At 40.7% G+C, this 17228-nt stretch carries 17 protein-coding genes and 1 other annotated feature; of the genes, 4 read left to right on the top strand and 13 right to left on the bottom strand.

Annotation, left to right across the window (positions count from 1 at the left end; translation table 11 throughout):
* Positions 1 to 263: 263 nt before the first annotated feature.
* Positions 264 to 779: a GbsR/MarR family transcriptional regulator gene (locus B5354_RS13445; protein WP_079529330.1), complete on the top strand. Its 516-nt coding sequence runs from the start codon at positions 264 to 266 to the stop codon at positions 777 to 779.
* A gap of 75 nt (positions 780 to 854) precedes the next feature.
* On the opposite strand, the gene B5354_RS13440 is transcribed toward B5354_RS13445, so the two are convergent.
* A complete protein-coding gene (locus B5354_RS13440) occupies positions 855 to 1187 on the bottom strand; it encodes a DUF1878 family protein (protein ID WP_079529329.1) in 333 nt (110 codons plus the stop codon).
* 233 nt (positions 1188 to 1420) lie between these two features.
* On the opposite strand from B5354_RS13440, the gene B5354_RS13435 reads away from it, so the two are divergent.
* Entirely contained in the window at positions 1421 to 1969 is a 549-nt protein-coding gene (locus B5354_RS13435; protein WP_245804792.1) for a DUF3267 domain-containing protein, read from the top strand.
* A 215-nt stretch (positions 1970 to 2184) separates the two neighbouring features.
* Positions 2185 to 2367: a hypothetical protein gene (locus B5354_RS13430; protein ID WP_079529327.1), complete on the top strand. Its 183-nt coding sequence runs from the start codon at positions 2185 to 2187 to the stop codon at positions 2365 to 2367.
* 50 nt (positions 2368 to 2417) lie between these two features.
* On the opposite strand, the gene B5354_RS13425 is transcribed toward B5354_RS13430, so the two are convergent.
* Complete coding sequence (locus B5354_RS13425; protein ID WP_079529326.1) at positions 2418 to 2501, bottom strand: YjcZ family sporulation protein; 84 nt, start codon at positions 2499 to 2501, stop codon at positions 2418 to 2420.
* A gap of 196 nt (positions 2502 to 2697) precedes the next feature.
* Between B5354_RS13425 and B5354_RS13420 the strand changes: the two genes are divergently transcribed.
* Complete coding sequence (locus tag B5354_RS13420; RefSeq protein WP_079529325.1) at positions 2698 to 3711, top strand: peptidylprolyl isomerase; 1014 nt, start codon at positions 2698 to 2700, stop codon at positions 3709 to 3711.
* Between the two features lie 66 nt (positions 3712 to 3777).
* Here B5354_RS13420 and B5354_RS13415 read toward each other — a convergent pair whose 3' ends face one another.
* From B5354_RS13415 to B5354_RS13365, 11 genes are all read right to left on the bottom strand, one after another.
* Positions 3778 to 3975, bottom strand: a complete 198-nt coding sequence (locus B5354_RS13415) for a sporulation YhaL family protein (RefSeq protein ID WP_425432132.1) — start codon at positions 3973 to 3975, stop codon at positions 3778 to 3780.
* 166 nt (positions 3976 to 4141) lie between these two features.
* The gene (gene yhaM, locus B5354_RS13410) at positions 4142 to 5086 is read right to left on the bottom strand and encodes a 3'-5' exoribonuclease YhaM (protein WP_079529323.1); all 945 of its coding nucleotides are present in this window, start codon (positions 5084 to 5086) and stop codon (positions 4142 to 4144) included.
* Between the two features lie 137 nt (positions 5087 to 5223).
* The gene (locus B5354_RS13405; RefSeq protein WP_079529322.1) at positions 5224 to 5784 is read right to left on the bottom strand and encodes a GbsR/MarR family transcriptional regulator; all 561 of its coding nucleotides are present in this window, start codon (positions 5782 to 5784) and stop codon (positions 5224 to 5226) included.
* Between the two features lie 81 nt (positions 5785 to 5865).
* Entirely contained in the window at positions 5866 to 8790 is a 2925-nt protein-coding gene (locus tag B5354_RS13400) for an ATP-binding protein (RefSeq protein WP_079529321.1), read from the bottom strand.
* Entirely contained in the window at positions 8787 to 10034 is a 1248-nt protein-coding gene (locus B5354_RS13395; RefSeq protein ID WP_079529320.1) for a metallophosphoesterase family protein, read from the bottom strand. Before B5354_RS13395 ends, B5354_RS13400 begins: the two co-directional genes overlap by 4 nt.
* Positions 10035 to 10267: 233 nt before the next feature.
* Positions 10268 to 11521, bottom strand: coding sequence for an MFS transporter (locus B5354_RS13390; RefSeq protein WP_079529319.1), 1254 nt, complete (start codon positions 11519 to 11521; stop codon positions 10268 to 10270).
* A gap of 95 nt (positions 11522 to 11616) precedes the next feature.
* Positions 11617 to 11873, bottom strand: a binding site (T-box leader).
* Between the two features lie 71 nt (positions 11874 to 11944).
* Positions 11945 to 12769, bottom strand: a complete 825-nt coding sequence (locus tag B5354_RS13385; RefSeq protein ID WP_079529318.1) for an undecaprenyl-diphosphate phosphatase — start codon at positions 12767 to 12769, stop codon at positions 11945 to 11947.
* A gap of 62 nt (positions 12770 to 12831) precedes the next feature.
* Positions 12832 to 13464 carry a hypothetical protein gene (locus B5354_RS13380; RefSeq protein WP_079529317.1) on the bottom strand — a complete coding sequence of 211 codons (633 nt, stop codon included), beginning with the start codon at positions 13462 to 13464 and terminating at the stop codon, positions 12832 to 12834.
* Positions 13465 to 13874: 410 nt separating this feature from the next.
* Positions 13875 to 15161: an IS110 family RNA-guided transposase gene (locus B5354_RS13375; RefSeq protein WP_079527766.1), complete on the bottom strand. Its 1287-nt coding sequence runs from the start codon at positions 15159 to 15161 to the stop codon at positions 13875 to 13877.
* Positions 15162 to 15292: 131 nt separating this feature from the next.
* Complete coding sequence (locus tag B5354_RS13370; protein ID WP_079529316.1) at positions 15293 to 15607, bottom strand: PadR family transcriptional regulator; 315 nt, start codon at positions 15605 to 15607, stop codon at positions 15293 to 15295.
* Positions 15608 to 15850: 243 nt separating this feature from the next.
* On the bottom strand, positions 15851 to 16111 hold the full coding sequence (locus tag B5354_RS13365) for a hypothetical protein (RefSeq protein ID WP_176142492.1): 261 nt from the start codon (positions 16109 to 16111) through the stop codon (positions 15851 to 15853).
* Positions 16112 to 17228: the final 1117 nt, after the last annotated feature.

Genomic DNA, 17228 nt, shown 5'->3' with positions numbered 1-17228 from the left:
TCTTTTTATTGTTCAGTCATTGTACGACCAACGTACTCATTACATCGCCTTATACACTGTAACCTATTTGCAATATAAAATTCAAACGATAAATTCTTATAAATAAGTTCAAAAATTACATACAGTTTATTCTGTACGTAATTAAAATACGAAATAACTACAGATTTCGATAAATATCTCTGTTTTTCTGCATTATCTGTAATTTTTCAATTTTTGGCATGTATAGTAATGTAAAATTAACCTATTTGGCAAGGAGAGATCGAATGGTATCTACTTCTAATCAGACTATTGAACATTTTAACACCAAGGTTATCCAAGAGTTCTCTAAAACACTTGAAATGTTTGGCTTGTCCCTGGCGGATTCCCGCCTGTTTGTGACGCTCTACCTGCATCACCGTCCTATGACGCTCGATGAAATGAGCGAAGCCCTTGGGAAAAGTAAAACATCGATGAGTACCGGTGTCCGGTATTTAGTTGATCAAGGATTAGTCGAACGCGTGTGGAAGAAAGGGGTTAGAAAAGACCTTTATCAAGCAGATGAAAACTTATATAGAAAGTTTATGTCTTCCTATATACAAAAGTGGCTTGATGCCAGTCATGACCAGATGGCTGCTCTTCAGGCTATTGATCACCAAATGGAAAGCGGCTCTCATCAGGCCCAACTTGGATCCGAGGCCGCCCATTTACAGAAACGTATAGAAGATATGATCAGTTTTCATCATTATATTTCTAAAACATTTCAAGAAATCAAACCTAGTAATAAAACACCTTTACCCTGACATGTTCAAGCTTATGCTCCACTTCAATTAAATATCAATAAAGAGAGCCCTTCCTATTTTAAAGGAAGGGCTTTCTTATATGCGGATTAGCTTTAATAATCGGTCAGTAAGAGATGGATGTATGTTCTCTTCATACATAGCCATGATCGTGGCTTCGACCGGCATTTTATAACACAACATTCCAGCGAAATGAATAAGTAGAGGAGAATGATCGATTAACCCGTCCTCCTGGTCCTGCTCATATGTATGTTCAAGTTCCTCAAATAACCTGATCGTTTCCAAATATTCCGCTTCGGTTAAACCGTGCTTGATGACCATTTGAGTAAAAGGATAATGCTTCATTTCTTTTACATTCAAAAGGAGATGAACTTGAAAATGAAGGTCTTTATAAGAATCCTCTCTCTCCACTTTTTCTTGCCTCCTTTTCCCCACAACAGCAATGATATTTTACTGTATGTATAAGCCTTTTTAAATGGATGAAAAAATTAATATTTTTTTAGTAAAAAACCTATTGATTTTTCATACGAAACATACTAACATACGTCTTGTGCTTATAAAGCTCTACAGCACTTACGAGTTCATCATACCGATATTTTAAAACAAATCACAGTATTTTTTGTTTCGCAAAGGAGGATTCTATCATGAATTGCTGGAAATCAGTAAATATTAACAAAGAGTTCGGTTTCAATCGTGTCTGCTTACTATCACTATTAACTGGACTAATGTCTTTTCTAGTAATCTACCTTCCATTATCCATCATCCATGAAACGACTCAGATGATTGATCTTGGATTTATTCCCTTATTGATAGGGTTATTTCTCTTACCTGCGATACACCGGCTTATGCATATTTTACCATTGGTATTACTATATAAACGTGTTCGCGTAACGTTCAAATTCAGAAACAGAATTACACCAACTTTCACGTATCAGTGTACGTCAAAGCTTTCTAAACAAACTTCAATCATTATGGCCATGGCACCTACATTGCTAATTACTGTGCCGGCTTTGATGATGAGCGTAATTTTTCCAGGCTACTTTGCCTACCTGGTCATATTCGCCGCTGTTAATATTGGACTTTCACTTCCCGACTTTCTTTATTTAAACCAGTTTGCGCGAGCACCGCGCCGCTGTGTGATTGCCAATTCTAAAAACGGCTACGATATTCTGATTCAAAGACCAGAATTGTAATAAATCATAAGCGCCGCTCTTATAATGATAAGAGCAGGCGCTTTTTTTTAAAAATACTTGTCCATTATACATAATGAACAGCATATCATCCGTTAAGTGATTCACCGTATATTCATTCGTTAAATTTTTGGAACGAGCTCTTTAAAGGTTTCTTCTGTTCAAGGTGACAAAATTTTGATAGAGTAGGTTAATAGGAATAAAGGAGGTTCTTCATCGTGGCATTCGTATTTATTATTTACGGACTAATCGTCTTATTTGTATTCAATTCTCTCACTCATTCCTTGTGTTTAAAAACTAAGATGTCCACTGAAAAGCAATCACGAGTATTTCGAACAATCAACGTATTGATCACCATTCTGCTGATCACTTCCTATGTAGATGTACTCAACCATATGTAATCAAACAGGCTATGTTCCAAAAATAAACATAGCCTGTTTTTCATATCAAATTACATCCATGCTGCACCTACGATGATGAGCAAGATAAATAAAACTACGATTAACGCAAATCCACCACCATATCCGTAACTCATAAACTCACCCCCAACCTTGAGACATATGACATCCTATGCGATAAAAATCAGATGTGAATGGGCCCGCACCTAGACTTCTTCTGATTTTTTACACTTCTTGTGGAATAGCTGAGGTAAAATATGTTATATTAACTCATGGGCTGTTAAACCTCTACGTGAAGAAAGACTACCAAATTGTTCGAGGAGTGTACGTATCATGAAGAAATTGGCTATAACGGCTGCCCTTGCAGCAAGTGTATTTACATTATCTGCTTGTTCCTCTGGAGATTCAAAAACAGTGGTAGAAACAAGCGGAGGAGAAGTAACGAAGGAAGAATTTTATCAAGAGCTTAAGAATAAGCATGGCGACCAAGTTTTACAACAGCTAGTAATGGAAGAAGTATTAGCAGCTAATTATGAGGTTTCTGATGAGGCCGTCAATGCGGAGTTAGAAAACCTTAAAGAACAATACGGTGATAAGTTTCAGACGGTACTTCAGCAAGCCGGTTTCTCAGATGAAGAAGCCTTTAAGGAAGTTATTCGTTTAAGTCTTCTACAGGAACAAGCTGCGGCTGAAGAAGTAGATATATCAGAAGAAGAAATGAAGCAATACTATGAGCGTATGAAGACCGAAGTACAAGCGAGTCACATTTTAGTGTCTGATGAAAAGACTGCTAAAGAAGTGAAACAAAAGCTTGAAGACGGTGAGGATTTCGGAACACTGGCTAGTGAATATTCAAAAGATGGGTCTGCCAAAAAAGGCGGTAAGTTAGGTTACTTCGGACCTGGTAAAATGGCTCCTAAGTTTGAAGACGCTGCTTACGGTTTAGAAGTTGGCGAAATAAGTGATCCTGTTAAGACACAGTTTGGATATCATATTATTAAAGTAACGGACAAGCGTAAAGTTGAAGATGTAAAATCGTACGAAGAAGCGAAGAAAGAAATTAAGCGTACACTCGTTAGTCAAAAAGTAAGCCAGCAGCAACTGCAAGCGAAAATGGATAAACTTATGAAAGAAGCAGAAATCGACGTGAAGCTTGATCAATTCAAAGATTTATTTAAGCAGCCAGAGCCTCCTAAGAGCGAAGGCGGCGGAGACTCTTCTGAAGGATCTGAACAAGGAAATAGCTCTGAAGGCAATAAAGAAGAAAGTAAATCTGACGAATCTTCTAAAGAAGGCAACGCTGAAGGAGAACAAAGTTCCTCTGAAGAAAACAAATCAAGTGAATAAGCATGAAAAAGCCAGGTGGAATCTCACCTGGCTTTTCTTATTTCTATTCAACTGCTCAAGTAACGCTTACCCAACGTCCCTTGCTCCTTTGTTACGTTTTTCTTTCTCTTCATACATTCTTTTCAAATAGACTCGTCCCTCACGCTCTATAAATTGCTGTTCCACCCTTTGCTCAGCCCTCATCGCCCGAAAAGCCATAAAACCACTCACAAAAATAAATACAATACAGAAATATACCCAAATTGGAATACCAAAGATCATCATGATATCCTCCCTGTCCCATTTATCACTATTCTATGAATCAACGTGATCTGATATGATCAGAAATTAGACAAGGCTTGTTTTTCTATTTTCACAAAAATCGTTCCCTCGCCAAATAGACGAATCTTCAAGTTTTGATCCCGCCATTTCACCTTTCTATCCTCTTTCTTTATTCCTCAAACGTTGGTTTATAAAAGGAACGCTGATCCATAGCATAAATCTTCTCCGTAAATTCTCCTGGACCTACTTTTTTAAGCGACCTATTTAACATATTCATACCTGCATCAAGCATATCAATTTGGTGCAGCAATTCAGCCTCTCGCACTAAAGGAGGCTTTGGACTGCCCCATTCAGATTTACCGTGATGACTTAGAATCATGTGCTGCAAAATGGTGACCTCTTCTCCTTCGATTTGCAATTCATCTGCAGCCACACGAATTTCCTCTACCATCATTGGAATATGTCCAATCAGCTTTCCCTCAAGCGTGTAGCTCGGGGACGTTGGTCCGGAAAGCTCCTTGAGTTTCCCAAGATCGTGCAAAATGATTCCCGCATACAACAAGTCCTGATTAATATCCGGGTAAAGGATCGACAATTGCTTTCCTATATTCAACATCGAGACAATATGATGCGCCAGCCCAGATACGTACTCATGGTGGTTTCTTACCGCTGCGGGATAGCTTAACAAATCATCTTGATAGGTTTTTAGAAAATGTCTCGTAATGCGTTGAATGGAAGGATTTTTCATCTCAAAAATGGCTTCCGTTAATCGTTCCATCAAATCTTCCTTATTCACCGGAGCTTTCGCCATAAAATCAGTGGCCTGTACACCATCCGTCGACTGTACCGGTCTGATACTTTGAATCTTCAGCTGCGGTTTATTACGAAATTGGCCTACATCTCCTTGGACTTTGACTAGCTCTCCTTGTTGAAAGAGCGCTTCATCCTCTGGAGTTGCCTCCCAAAGCTTTGCATCGATTTCTCCTGATGTATCAGCTAATATTAATGTAAGAAATGGCTTATTGTTGCTCGCTACCCCTTTGACAGCGGATTTAATTAATAGAAAATAATCAAACATCTCCCCTAACTTGTGCTGTGCGATTCCTTTCTTCATACGAACTCTCCTCCCTAAATAAAAAGACCATTCCAAAGAAGGCTTCTATCCGCTCACGTTTATTTCTTGGATTAGAAGTTGGAACAGTCTTGTATGTCATGTACTCAGAAGAGCTGCCTTAGAGTTAGACAGCTCTTTTACTCGCTATGTTTTTGATCAATCTTAGGAACATACTGAAAAATTTCCCCGGACTCTACAACATGAATAAACCGCATAAGCCAGCGATAATAGTTCTGGGCATAATGAAGACGGTCAATGTCTGAATCTATCTTCTCCTTTAAAGATACATCTTCTGTCTGCTCTTTAATTTGCAGTAACTCTTGAATCGCTTCATCCGCTTCTTCAATATTCGTTTCTGTATGGTGTCTCCAGCGGCTTCCAAACAAGGAAGTGAACGACTTATACCAATCTTCCTCCGATTTGTATAAATCTTTCCGCACCCCTTTTTTAAAGGCTGGCTCCACCATTTTCATATCAGATAAAGCTCTCACGCCTGTAGACATACTCGTCTTACTCATTTCGAGAGCCGCACGCATGTCATCAAGTGTCATCGGGTCTTCTTCAAAATAAAGCACCCCGTACAAGCGTCCAATAGATGGAGTCACACCGTAAAGGCTCATGTTTTTTGCTATCACCTGAATAAATTTTTCAATGGTTTCTTCATAATTTGTCCAGTCTTGTGTATGCTTTTCTGGCAATGGAAACCCTCCATTTGCTATATCATCTTTTTAATCTGAACACATTTTATCATTAATATTAGCAATTTGCGACCTTATCCTTCATATATATCGTTTATAGGGCAAAAAGGATCCATTCCACTTCTCTGCAAGCTCCTTTTGATAAGTAAACAGAATAATTTGATTGCTATGAGATAACGATGCCAGAAGATCCATCATTACCTCACGTCTTCCTTCATCAAAGTGCACAAACGCATCATCGACAATAAATGGCACCTGTATCGTTTCAGACATGGAAGCTCCTAAAGCCAGCCTGAGAGCTACGTACAATTGATCAGCGGTACCTCTCGACAATTCACTGGTCTCATACACATGACCCAGTTGATCTTCGACGTTGAGTCCGCCAATCTCAGGATCGATAAATAATCGCGTATACTTGTCAAACGTCAGCCGTCTAAAAAAGTCCCCTGCCCGCTTGATAACAGTTGGTAAGTGATTTTCTTGATAACGCGTTTTGGTGGTCTTTAAGATTCTAGAGGCCATTTGATAAACTGCCCATTCCTTTGCCTGTTCCTGAAAGGCATCACGCTGATTAGCCAGCTGATGCAAATGCTTGGAATGCTGCTCTGAACTTTCAAGTAAATCCAGACGATGTTTTCTTGCTGCGATGTCCTCCATGAGAGTGTTCTGCTCTTCAACAGCCGATTGGAGTTCTCGATCCGTTTCCTCCAGCTCCACTTCGAGCTCTGAAGGGTCTTTCGTAGCTTTCCAGACCTTAAATGCCTCCTGGTCGTGTCTATTCAACACCCCTTCTATTTGAACAACTAATTGTTCCTTACGCTGCATTCTTTCCCGATACTGTTCTGCCACTTGCATTTTTTCATAAAAATCGTCAAGGTCATGTGCATCGGCCTTTGCAAGCAATCCTGATTTTTCTGCAGAGAACGGTGTAATTTGATGGTCGAGATAGTCAAGATCTTGTTCTAAACGGTCGATCTCTTCCTGAAGACGTTTGCTTTCTGAAATGGTGGCTTGCTGTGTGTTGATCCACTTCTCAAGTTGGCGAAAATTCTCGGACATGTCCGTGTGTACGTCCTTCCAGTTTATCGCCGTAAAAAAAGCTTTTACATCCTGCTCAATCTCTTGTTTTCGCAGTTGGGCAGCTGTAAGTTCTTCCTTTAAACTATCCATGTCTTTTTGCTTTTCTTTCGTTTGTTTCAACAACTGAAAGAGCTGCTCCCAATGAGTGGGTTTCAATGAGGATAAAAAAGGATAGAGCGTCGTCTGTTCGTTGATTCGTGTCGTTAAACGTTTTCTCCGCTCAGATACGTTATGCTGTTTCTCATGGACTAGCAGCGACTCATGATTTACCTGCTTCCAGCGCTCGTTACTATGAGCATACTCCGCTTTCGTCCGCTCATAACGCTCAACCACCTCTTTAGCATGTAAGAAATCCGACTCACTTATACGGTACGTAGGCTGCCGATCAATTCTGGCAAGCATCTGTTCGTAATCGCGAGCTGCTTGTCTGAAGAACAGACCCGTCCCCGCACAAATCCCGCTCATGATTAACCCAACTAACAACAGCAACAAGCTCGAGGCGATGAAAGCAGCTGCTGCTCCCGCTGCAAGAACTACGATGGAAGCAATGAACGAGCGACGGCTCGCGCTCTGTTTTTGCTGCACGGAGGAGGACCAATCCCCCGCCGCTTCAGACGCTGATGGCACATAGGAATGGACAACCTGCTGGCAGTCCGTTACTTGTTCTGTATCAGGCTGTTCTCGCTCGAGTTTCTCCATTTGATCTTCCAGCCACCGTTGTTGAGCATCCAAAGCGTTCAATTCTTTGTCAATCGCAGCCGCTTCTTCATTCATATGATCGGCCTCATGTTTGATACTTCGCCACGTTTCTTCTATATAAAAAGGAAAATCAAATTCACGAAAAGCTGATCTATCCATGCCTAGGTTTAATTCATTAAGTTCTGCCTGGATTCGTTGCTCCCATCTCTCGATACTAACTTGCAGCCGCTCAATATCCTGTTCAACTTGATAATAGACAGTTTTCGTTTCTGCTATTGTTCTCGCTTCGTTTAGGAAGGTTGAAGAAACAGTTTGCAGATCCTCCTGGCTCTGCCTGGCCTCCGAAAGTTTCGCTTGAACAAATTGCTGTTCGCTCTCTAACGGCAGCAGTTTTTCCTGAATTTGGTGCATTCGTTCTGTACCGTTTTCAGGAAAAGAGCTGCGCTGACTCTCTTTCAGTTTCCAAACGAGCTGATGGTACTCCTGAACAACAGGAAGTACTTTTTTCAACTGTTGAAAACTTGATCGTTTTAAACGAAGCTGATGAATCCGTTCTTCTAATGCCTCTCGTTCCATCATTAACTCGCGCTGTTCATCTAACAGCTGCTGATACTGCCCCACTTCACGTTCAGAAGTAAGCCATTGTTTATCAGCTGCATCCAAAGAATCAAGCTGCTGATTAAGAAGCGGCTTCTTGCCCTTTGGCTTGAAGCGGCTGTCGAGTTCCTTTTCAAGCAGTTTGTCGGTTTGATAGATCAAATCAGAACCTGTCAATCCAACACTAATCAGTACCTCGCCTAATTCCTCTCCATTTACGCCATGCAATTCTGTTAGATCTTCTGCATCGAAGCTGTAAATAGACTGATAAGCTGCCTGAGACATATGCGAGGTGAGGCTTCTTAGAAAACCTTCCCCCCTCTCTTCACCATTAGCAAGACGGCAGATTGCAGCACCTTGATTACGGTCATGAACACGTTCGATTGTTACTGCTCCGTACTCTTCCGTTTGTAACGTGAGCTTCCCTCCCACGGGTCCTCCCATTTTCGGCTGATAAAGAACTCGCTTCTTCGGGGGCAGGCCGAATAAAACAAATAAGATAAATGTTCGTATGGTAGACTTTCCAGCTTCATTATCACCGGCAATCACCACAAGGTTACTGTCTGGCAATGTCATCGAGTAATCACGCCATTTTCCAAATCCATAAATATGTAAGTCCAGTATTTTCATAATTTTGGCTCCTCCTTAGACAGGAGCTGTTCCACAACTAGCTGTTTTGCCCGGGATAAGATGTCGTCTAGTTCCTCTTCTGTTAAAGAGTCTAAATATTTCGAGGCTAGCCGATGCTCATATAACGGGGACAACTGTCGGGATAATTCATCTGTCGTCAGAGCGTCAGCATGTCGCAAGTATTCCCCAGCAAAATGCTGTCCAGATTTAAGTTCTTCCATATCAAAAGAAGGTCGGTCAACGATCGTAACTTGATCGATCCAGACCCATGACTTTCCCTCAAGGTCTTCTGAGTCATTAAGAAGCTCAACCCATTCCTTCACGATCCCTTCCCGTTCCCATTTTTGTAAAAGTCCTTTATTTCCCTTTAAAACAATGCTTAACATTATGGGAGTGTCGGCACTGGCTTCATGTTTAGCTCGCGCAAGCAAACCTTCTAATTCTTTCACCTGGTCCACGTCTGCGGCAGAACAGGTTACTTCCTCAAATGTAAAGCTGTGAAGCGGAATAAACGTCTGGCTCGCTTCTGTTTTGTTTAATTCGACCAATGAGCAACCCTTTGCCCCATTTTCTTTTCTCGAACGTCCTTGAATGTTGCCTGGATACACAATCGGCGGTTGACCAGCCAGCTGCTGACGTTTATGAATATGTCCAAGCGCCCAGTAATCCATGTGCCGGTTACGCAGCTCATCAAGTTTAAAAGGGGCATACACGTCATGTTCACTATTTGTTTCAAGACTTCCATGAAGCATGGCGATATGAAAAGGACAAGTTCCCTGCTTGACGAACTCTTCAGCCTTCCTGTCTTCTACCGCACGGTTCACATAGCTGAAGCCATAAATCGCAGCCACTTGCTCTCCCTGCTTGTAGTAAGGAAGAGCTTGAACCGTCTCTTGCTCAAAACTGTGAACATTGTCCGGGAACGTGACCGGATAGCGCATCCCTTGCATATAATCATGATTACCATAACTAATAAACACCGCAATATCATGCTGTGCTAATCGCTTAAATCCTTCACGGAGCCGGACTTGCGCTTTTAAACTCCTCGTCTCTTCATCAAACAAATCACCAACAAGCAACACAAAGTCAACCTTGTGTTGAATCGCCTGCTGGATCAATCGGTCAAACGCTTCAAATGTCGCCTTACGCATTTGCTCCTGCAACAATTCTGGAAGCTGGTTCCTTCCTTTAAAAGGGCTGTCTAAATGCAAATCGGCACTATGTATAAATCGAACTGTACTCATGTTTATCCTCCACCGTCACTATTTTCCTTTATTTTATCAGAAGAAATAAACGAATGCACGTTCGTATAATCAATTACACTTAGAATGACACAAATTGAAAAAATGGAACATGTATGTTTTCTGCTTATTCAGTAAATAAGAAACTAAAAATGGACACACCCTTCCATCCCTTTATCTAATTCGACTCATTCATCGGTTTATCCTTTTCCAAATGATCAAATCTGTTGAATCATTCAACGGATGTTAATAGGCCCATTCTCTATCATTTCACCAGATATTCTTTTAGCGTAATGAAAGCTTACGAGCCACAAAATAACCGTCGTGCCTAACATCAGAAATGAACCCACGATCACAACAATTTGGATCGAAATCAATTGAGCTGCCATACCAAATGCTGTCGTCACAACAATGATACATACAGCTTCCAATAAACCATACACGCTGCCAATCCTGCCCATCATATCAATCGGGATATTATTTTGATAGAAAGTATGAAAGCCCGTATTCGCAAAGGCCAGCGAAAATGACAAAACAAAGAACCCTACCGCAGCCATAGTAAAGGTACTTGAAAAGGCATAAATAATATACCCTCCTGACACCATTACTGGACCTGCCCCCATCATAACTTGCGTGCTCAACTTCCTTGCCGTTAGCGTGTTTACGAACGCCCCGAAGGCAATGCCGGCACCTGCTATACTTACTAGGAAACCGTATGTTGCGTCAGTCAGAGATAAGACTTCTTTGGAGAAGGCTGCTTCTAAGGAATCTATTGCTGCAGCCATCACCATCATAAGACCAAATAATACATAAACAGCTGTAACATAGAAATAGTTCCTGCTAAACTTAAAAACAACTTTCCAATCGCTTTTAACAAGGTCAAACGATAGTAGTTTTCGATCGGATTGTGCTTTCGGTGCTTTCTTCAACTCAGGCAAGCAGAACATAATTAGACCAGATGCCAAAAAGGTCACAGCGTTCACGTAGATCGCGATCCAGGGGGACCCGATCATAAATAATACACCTGCTATAGCCGGTCCGATCAGAAATCCTCCAGAATCTACTAAACTTCTCAGTGAATTAAACTGCTTTCTGCCTCCAGATGGCACTAATTTTGTTATATACGCCATAGAGGTAGGAGCAAACACCGAACTCGCCATGTTTATCAATAATACTAGACCATAAATAACCCAAATAGATGAAAACAGGGGTAATAAAGCTGTTAACATCGCCCGCAACATATCCAGTCCGACCATGAGATTTCGCTGATGTAACCGATCTATCATACTCCCCGCCCAGAAGTTCGTACACAATACTGCTGCTGGTTTCAAAATATAAAGCATGGCCACTGCAAGCGGAGACCCCGTTATATCCAGGATAATAAGATTTAACGCAATTAAATAAATCCAATCTCCTACATTAGATAAACCAACTCCAAACAATAGAAGAAACGGATATTTCCACGACATCCATTTACGTTTTAAATACATGGCGATCCTCCCCGATAAGTTATGACAAATTGATTAGAAAGACATGTTAAAACTACTTGGCTAAAACAAAAAAATCTCACCCCCAAGACTGTAGTCTCAGGGACGAGATTGATATCGTGGTGCCACCCTAGTTTTTTAACATGTCGCCATATTAAACTTATCAGGTACGACAAACAGTATTTGTCTGCTTATACCATAGCTCTGTAACGGGAGCGCCCGTCACACTATCCCCCATCAGGTTCCAATGTGAAGCTCAGAGACTTGGTTCAGCAAACAATTCTTACTCCTTTTCACCGGCTGGAGCTCTCTTTAAAGCATTCCATTTACCTACTCTTCTCTTCATCGCCCTTATGTATTTCTATATAGTATCCATGAATACACAATAAATGTAAATAGAAATCTATACTTTATTGGTATACACTATTAAAAATAAAGCACAAAAATGGCGCCTGCTAAAATAATCCGATAAATCGCAAAAGGAACGAGTTTAACCCGGTTGATAAGCTTTAAAAAGAAGCGTATGGCAATCAGTGCAAAAACAAAAGCACTGACAAATCCCACAATGAAGAATGGTATAGCATCTACGGTAAAATACTGCCAATTCTTGATGAGCGATAAACCGCTGGCGCCCATCATAACGGGTACTGCCATAATAAAGGTAAAATCAGCCGAAGCGCGGTGACTCATGCCGAGAATGACTCCTCCAGACATCGTTGACCCTGACCGGGAAAACCCTGGCCATAATCCCATGCATTGAAACAGCCCCATGCCTAGAGCTTGTTTATACGTGATTTTATCAACAGTCGTTGTCGAAACGCTTCTTTTCTTTTGATAAACATCAGCGATAATCATTAATATGGCTCCAAGGAACAGTCCAATGATTACTGTTCTGACAGAAAAGAGATACGTATCAATATAATCTTCAAAAGCAAACCCCAGAACCCCAGCAGGAATAATACCCACAATTACCTGTGACAATTTTAATTTGTTTTCAGCCTGTTCTGTTCGTTTACCCAGATGAAGCATTTGAATAAATCGGTCCTTAAATATCACAACAACAGCTAAAATGGAACCCAATTGGATGACAACCTTAAAGGTATTGGCTACAGATTCTCCTAACAGTTCTGTTGAATTCAACCATAACTCATCTACAATAATCATGTGGCCTGTGGAGGAAACAGGTGCAAACTCTGTCATCCCTTCAACAAACCCTAGGATTAGTGAAACAAAAAATTCCCATAAACTCATATTCTATTCTCCTCAATTTTATAATTTCTGTCAGCAGCAAAAGGTTACCTACATACGGGATTTTATAGTTTTCTATATAACATAGTATCGATTAGCTTATACACAAAAAATAAAGCAGCAAAACCAAACCCATAGGCAAATAATGCCGCTTCGATCACAATCAGTGTCAGCGAAGATGTGATCAAAGCATTTGTCACATATAATGAACTTAAGCACAAAATCCCCGCGATTCCCGTGTAGCCCCACAAGTAATAATGAGCAGGCAAGTTAAAGATTTGGGTATCTTTAGATAAAGAAGAAAACTCTCTAATTTTAAAATGGTCAATGGCCAATTTAACAGCTTTCTCTCGTTCCATTCCTTGCGTCATTAAATCTTCAGTATAGTCCTCCAAATACGTTTGCAACTCCATCTTTTCTTCCTGCACCATTGCCAAATTATCCACAAATGTAATAATATCATTGTTTTTTCTGTACAAAATATTGACTTTTATGTGGCTAATATAATTAATAGCGCCCCAAATGACACCCACTATAAAGGCTATTCCATAACCAAATGCAGCCTGGATAGGGACATGAGAGGGATCATAGTAAAGATCAAAGTATAACGTTACCATAAAAAGTAAAATCGAAATCACGAGCAGCCAGCCATATTTTATATCCTTAAGACTGACAACCTTTCTATAAAGATGTTTCACATGATTTCCCTCCCTCTATAAATTAAAGTTTTCTTAGAATTACTCTGTTTTCCTTCCACTTTCTTAATCATCAATTGAAGCTATAGCCAAGTTATGTGCCAAGTTTGCCCAATTTTTATTAAATTTGGTACTGAGGATTGCGGTTGAATAGACTGGGATGGTTATTTTCCAGGTAATGGGTTTCTGTTTATAATCGCACCTCTGGATCTCCACGTTAGACATGGTGGTGGACCCTCCCATTTCTCTCGGCGTCATCGCGCGCAAATTCCTTCGTTCGACCTGACCATGTGTGGATGCCGGAAATGCTCCTCAAGTGGGTCTAAGCCCTTATGGTGAAAATAACGACCGGCTTCTCCGTGCTTCAATTGTGAAATCAATAAGAAAAAGACAAAAATCAAAGTTCTTTCGACTTAAGCGACTTCCTGCACATTTGGTAACTGAGGAATATCTCGAACCATACGTTTTTCACTAAACGAACACTTCCGTGTTCCAATCACAAAGAATATCTTGATGAGCTTGCGACTTAGGGCAATAAACGACTGTTTTCCTGTCAGTGGGTTCTTTGCGCGATTCTTATAATACGCATGTAAGGTTTTGAATCCTTCGTTATGAAAAGACAACGATCGAGCGACTTGATACAAAATGGACCGTAACCTTCTACGTCCCCGTTTCGTGATGGTGGTTTTCCCTTTAAACAGACCGGATTGATTCATTTTCAAATTGAGTCCCGCTAATTTAATAATTTGGCGTGGATCTCTGTAGTTAGATAGATCACCAACTTCAGCGAAGAAACCAGCTACTGTCATGGTACCAATGCCTTTCATCGCGATCATACGATCGGATCCAGGCACGTGAAGAACTAGGTCTTCAAGTTGAGTTTCAAGAGCTTCGAGGCGTTCTTGTAACGCTCGAAATTGATCGACGAGAAAACGAAACTCTTGACGGGCCATACGTAATCCCACAGTCAAACCTACACTGACTGAAGCAGCTTGCTTTAGCTGACGCATACGTTTTAATCCAATCGCTCGTTTAGCCGATTTCTTGACTTCCCTAAGAAGCTCTTCTTCCGTTTTTTGATCAATATCCTCAGGAAGATAGCCATTTTCCAAGAAATGTAACGCAGCCTTCCCGGTCCAATCCTTAAATACCGTCAAGAATTCCGGAAAATATCGATCCAGCGTATTATGCATCTGAGCTTTGATCGAAGAGAGATCCTCTTGGATCATGTCATAAAGTTTGATTCCTTCCCGTAACTCGGCGTACACATCCTCCGGTAAAATTGGTTCGTGATACCGACCATTACGCACTACCTGAGCGATGACTTTCGCATCCTTTGTATCATTCTTGGTGGGGGAATCATCATCAAGCTCCTTGGAGCGCTTCACCTTCATCGGATTAACAACCACAGGCTTTTCACCCTTAGTTTTTAAGTAGTAGGCTAAGTTAAGCCAATAATGACCTGTAGGTTCCATTCCTATCAGAAGTTTAGGTCGTCCGTTTTCTGCAGCTAAACCTGCCGTCCACTCCAGTAAATCACTGAATCCTTGCATCGAATTGGAAAAGATGAGTCGTTTGGATAAGTCTCTACCTCGATCATCAATTGCACGGGCAACATGTTTATGCTTAGCCACATCGACACCGATAATTAACGTCTGTTCATTGATTTGCGCAAGGCGCTCATTTTGTGTAAAATCCATAATAGAAGTCTCCTTTTGGTACTTAATTCGAGGTCATGCATGACACTCTCTATCGTACCAAGGGGACTTTTTTTATGCATCTGGATCCTACCTCGGTTTCCCCTCAAATTTCTTCCTTACAGGAATGCTCCTCAAATGAAGTGTTTAACCACTTCAGCCATTTGGACCCAGTCTTTAATATATTGTTGCAGCTGTTGTTTTCCTGTGCCTGTAATCGCATAATACTTCCTTCTCCCTCCTTGACTCTCTTTTCCCCAATAGGAATAAATAGCACCGTTTTTCTCCAATCGTTTCAACGACAAATAAAGCGTTGCCTCCTGCATTTCAAACTTCCCTTCTGTCTTTTCCTTGATCGCCTTTGAGATCTCGTATCCATAGCCATCCTTTTCATTCAGTAAGGAAAGAATCAGAAGGTCAATGGTTCCTTTAAGCATTTCTTTGTTCAAAGTAATGACCTCCAGCTAATTACTTAATGTTATTAAGTACTAAACGCAAACATACAGTATATTACTTAATAATGCAAGGGTGTTTTAAAAACTTATACGGATTATAGCACTGAAGTTCTAGTATTTTTGGCATAAAAATAGGCCCCCTAGAAAAGGTGGACCGCTTCTATAATCGAACATTATCTAACCTCATGAATGTTGATAGGCCAAATCGTTTCCCAACTTTACATGTTCAACTTGTTACTAACTAAGCGAAATAACATAGGAAGCTATTTCGTTAATTTTTGAGTTTTTCCCTGCACCCGTGAAGTTGAATATATTACAGAATGACAGGACTTTTCCATTCTCGTATAATAAAGTGCCGTCCACAGCGCCAGTCTTTCCGTGGGTGATGATGTTCTTAAGTTCGATCTCTGTCACGTTGTCTTTGCTCACTTGCTTCATCGCTTCTTCTACTCTACCCTTTCCCTTGATCGGTTTATGACCGACGATAGTCCAAGTCACTTGCTCCGCCATACTTTCCATAATAAAACCTGTATTATTGTCAGCAGCAGCGATATGTAATTCCTTTAGTTGCTGCCTTTTAGGCGAGTTTCCACAGTCTTCCGCACATCTTATAGTTAGATCTCTGTCTTCTCCATTTATGTTACCTATGATGGATCACTCCTTTTAAACCTGACTGTTGATTATCATTAATGCCTGAATCAATTTCATATTTTAAGCCTCTTGTACCCCGGGAATTCAAAACGTCTCGATTCTGAATGTCTGGGTTGAGAAGGGAAGGTGGGGAAGAATAATCCGCTTTCCGTGAGGTTGAGACAAAAGTGTTTTATCAAATGAAAATCCGGACTAAGAAAAAAACTATAATTGGTGCCTATAACCCGCTACGAAAATCTACTTCGCTTTCCGCGGCCCTCGCGCGTAGTGGGGTCGTTCGGTGTTGGCACAGGACGTGCCGGTTTTAACCGAACTTCCTTGTTTTTACTGCCTTCTTGCGCTGACGCACTGCGAGGTCTCACCTAGGCCTTTCCTCTCGCAGGAGTCTACGCATATTTCCTCCGCTAAAACAGCACATCGAAGTTTAGTTTTGTCCTATCCCCGTTCAGTGTTGGCACATGCCCACAGGAGATTCCCCTTGCCATATGTTTTTTCGTAGTCATCTCGAAATGACCTTTCCACTTGTTGTTTATTAATACAATTATTCAAAAGACCAGAACCTAAAAAACCCATTCTGAACCTTTCTAAGAGAGTATTATATTCTGCCAGCCTTTGGTGTTATAAAGTTACATCTTTTAATCGTAACGCGAATGATGTATAATTGGAATATTACCTATAGAGGGGAGTGTGTGTATGAAAAGATATCTTACTTTCTCACTTCTTTTATTCATACTCAGCTATTCCTTCTTATGCATGCAGGACAATATACAGCAGTTTGTTCCAGGTGATGTTCAAGAGAGCATTACATTGGATAGCACATTCCCGTCAGTTGATAATACTGGGAATGATTATTCGATTAGTGTGATCATGCCATTTACTCTTGTAATCATTCTACTAACGAACTTTCTAATTACGCTAGTACCATTCGTTAGAAGACTTCTTTTTCTTAACCCAGTTTTTTATC

Origin of the sequence: Halobacillus hunanensis (assembly GCF_900166655.1) — a bacterium.
In the GTDB taxonomy this organism is placed as follows: domain Bacteria; phylum Bacillota; class Bacilli; order Bacillales; family Halobacillaceae; genus Halobacillus_A; species Halobacillus_A hunanensis.
Note: the sequence above shows the minus strand (reverse complement) of the source record. Positions and strands in the feature narration are given on the sequence as shown.

Coding starts and splice junctions, on each gene's coding strand:
- B5354_RS13445 (WP_079529330.1), top strand. CDS start 264: ATGGTATCTACTTCTAATCAGACTATTGAACATTTTAACACCAAGGTT.
- B5354_RS13435 (WP_245804792.1), top strand. CDS start 1,421: ATGAATTGCTGGAAATCAGTAAATATTAACAAAGAGTTCGGTTTCAAT.
- B5354_RS13425 (WP_079529326.1), bottom strand. CDS start 2,501: ATGAGTTACGGATATGGTGGTGGATTTGCGTTAATCGTAGTTTTATTT.
- B5354_RS13420 (WP_079529325.1), top strand. CDS start 2,698: ATGAAGAAATTGGCTATAACGGCTGCCCTTGCAGCAAGTGTATTTACA.
- B5354_RS13415 (WP_425432132.1), bottom strand. CDS start 3,975: ATGATGATCTTTGGTATTCCAATTTGGGTATATTTCTGTATTGTATTT.
- yhaM (WP_079529323.1), bottom strand. CDS start 5,086: ATGAAGAAAGGAATCGCACAGCACAAGTTAGGGGAGATGTTTGATTAT.
- B5354_RS13400 (WP_079529321.1), bottom strand. CDS start 8,790: ATGAAAATACTGGACTTACATATTTATGGATTTGGAAAATGGCGTGAT.
- B5354_RS13395 (WP_079529320.1), bottom strand. CDS start 10,034: ATGAGTACAGTTCGATTTATACATAGTGCCGATTTGCATTTAGACAGC.
- B5354_RS13390 (WP_079529319.1), bottom strand. CDS start 11,521: ATGTATTTAAAACGTAAATGGATGTCGTGGAAATATCCGTTTCTTCTA.
- B5354_RS13385 (WP_079529318.1), bottom strand. CDS start 12,769: ATGAGTTTATGGGAATTTTTTGTTTCACTAATCCTAGGGTTTGTTGAA.
- B5354_RS13375 (WP_079527766.1), bottom strand. CDS start 15,161: ATGGATTTTACACAAAATGAGCGCCTTGCGCAAATCAATGAACAGACG.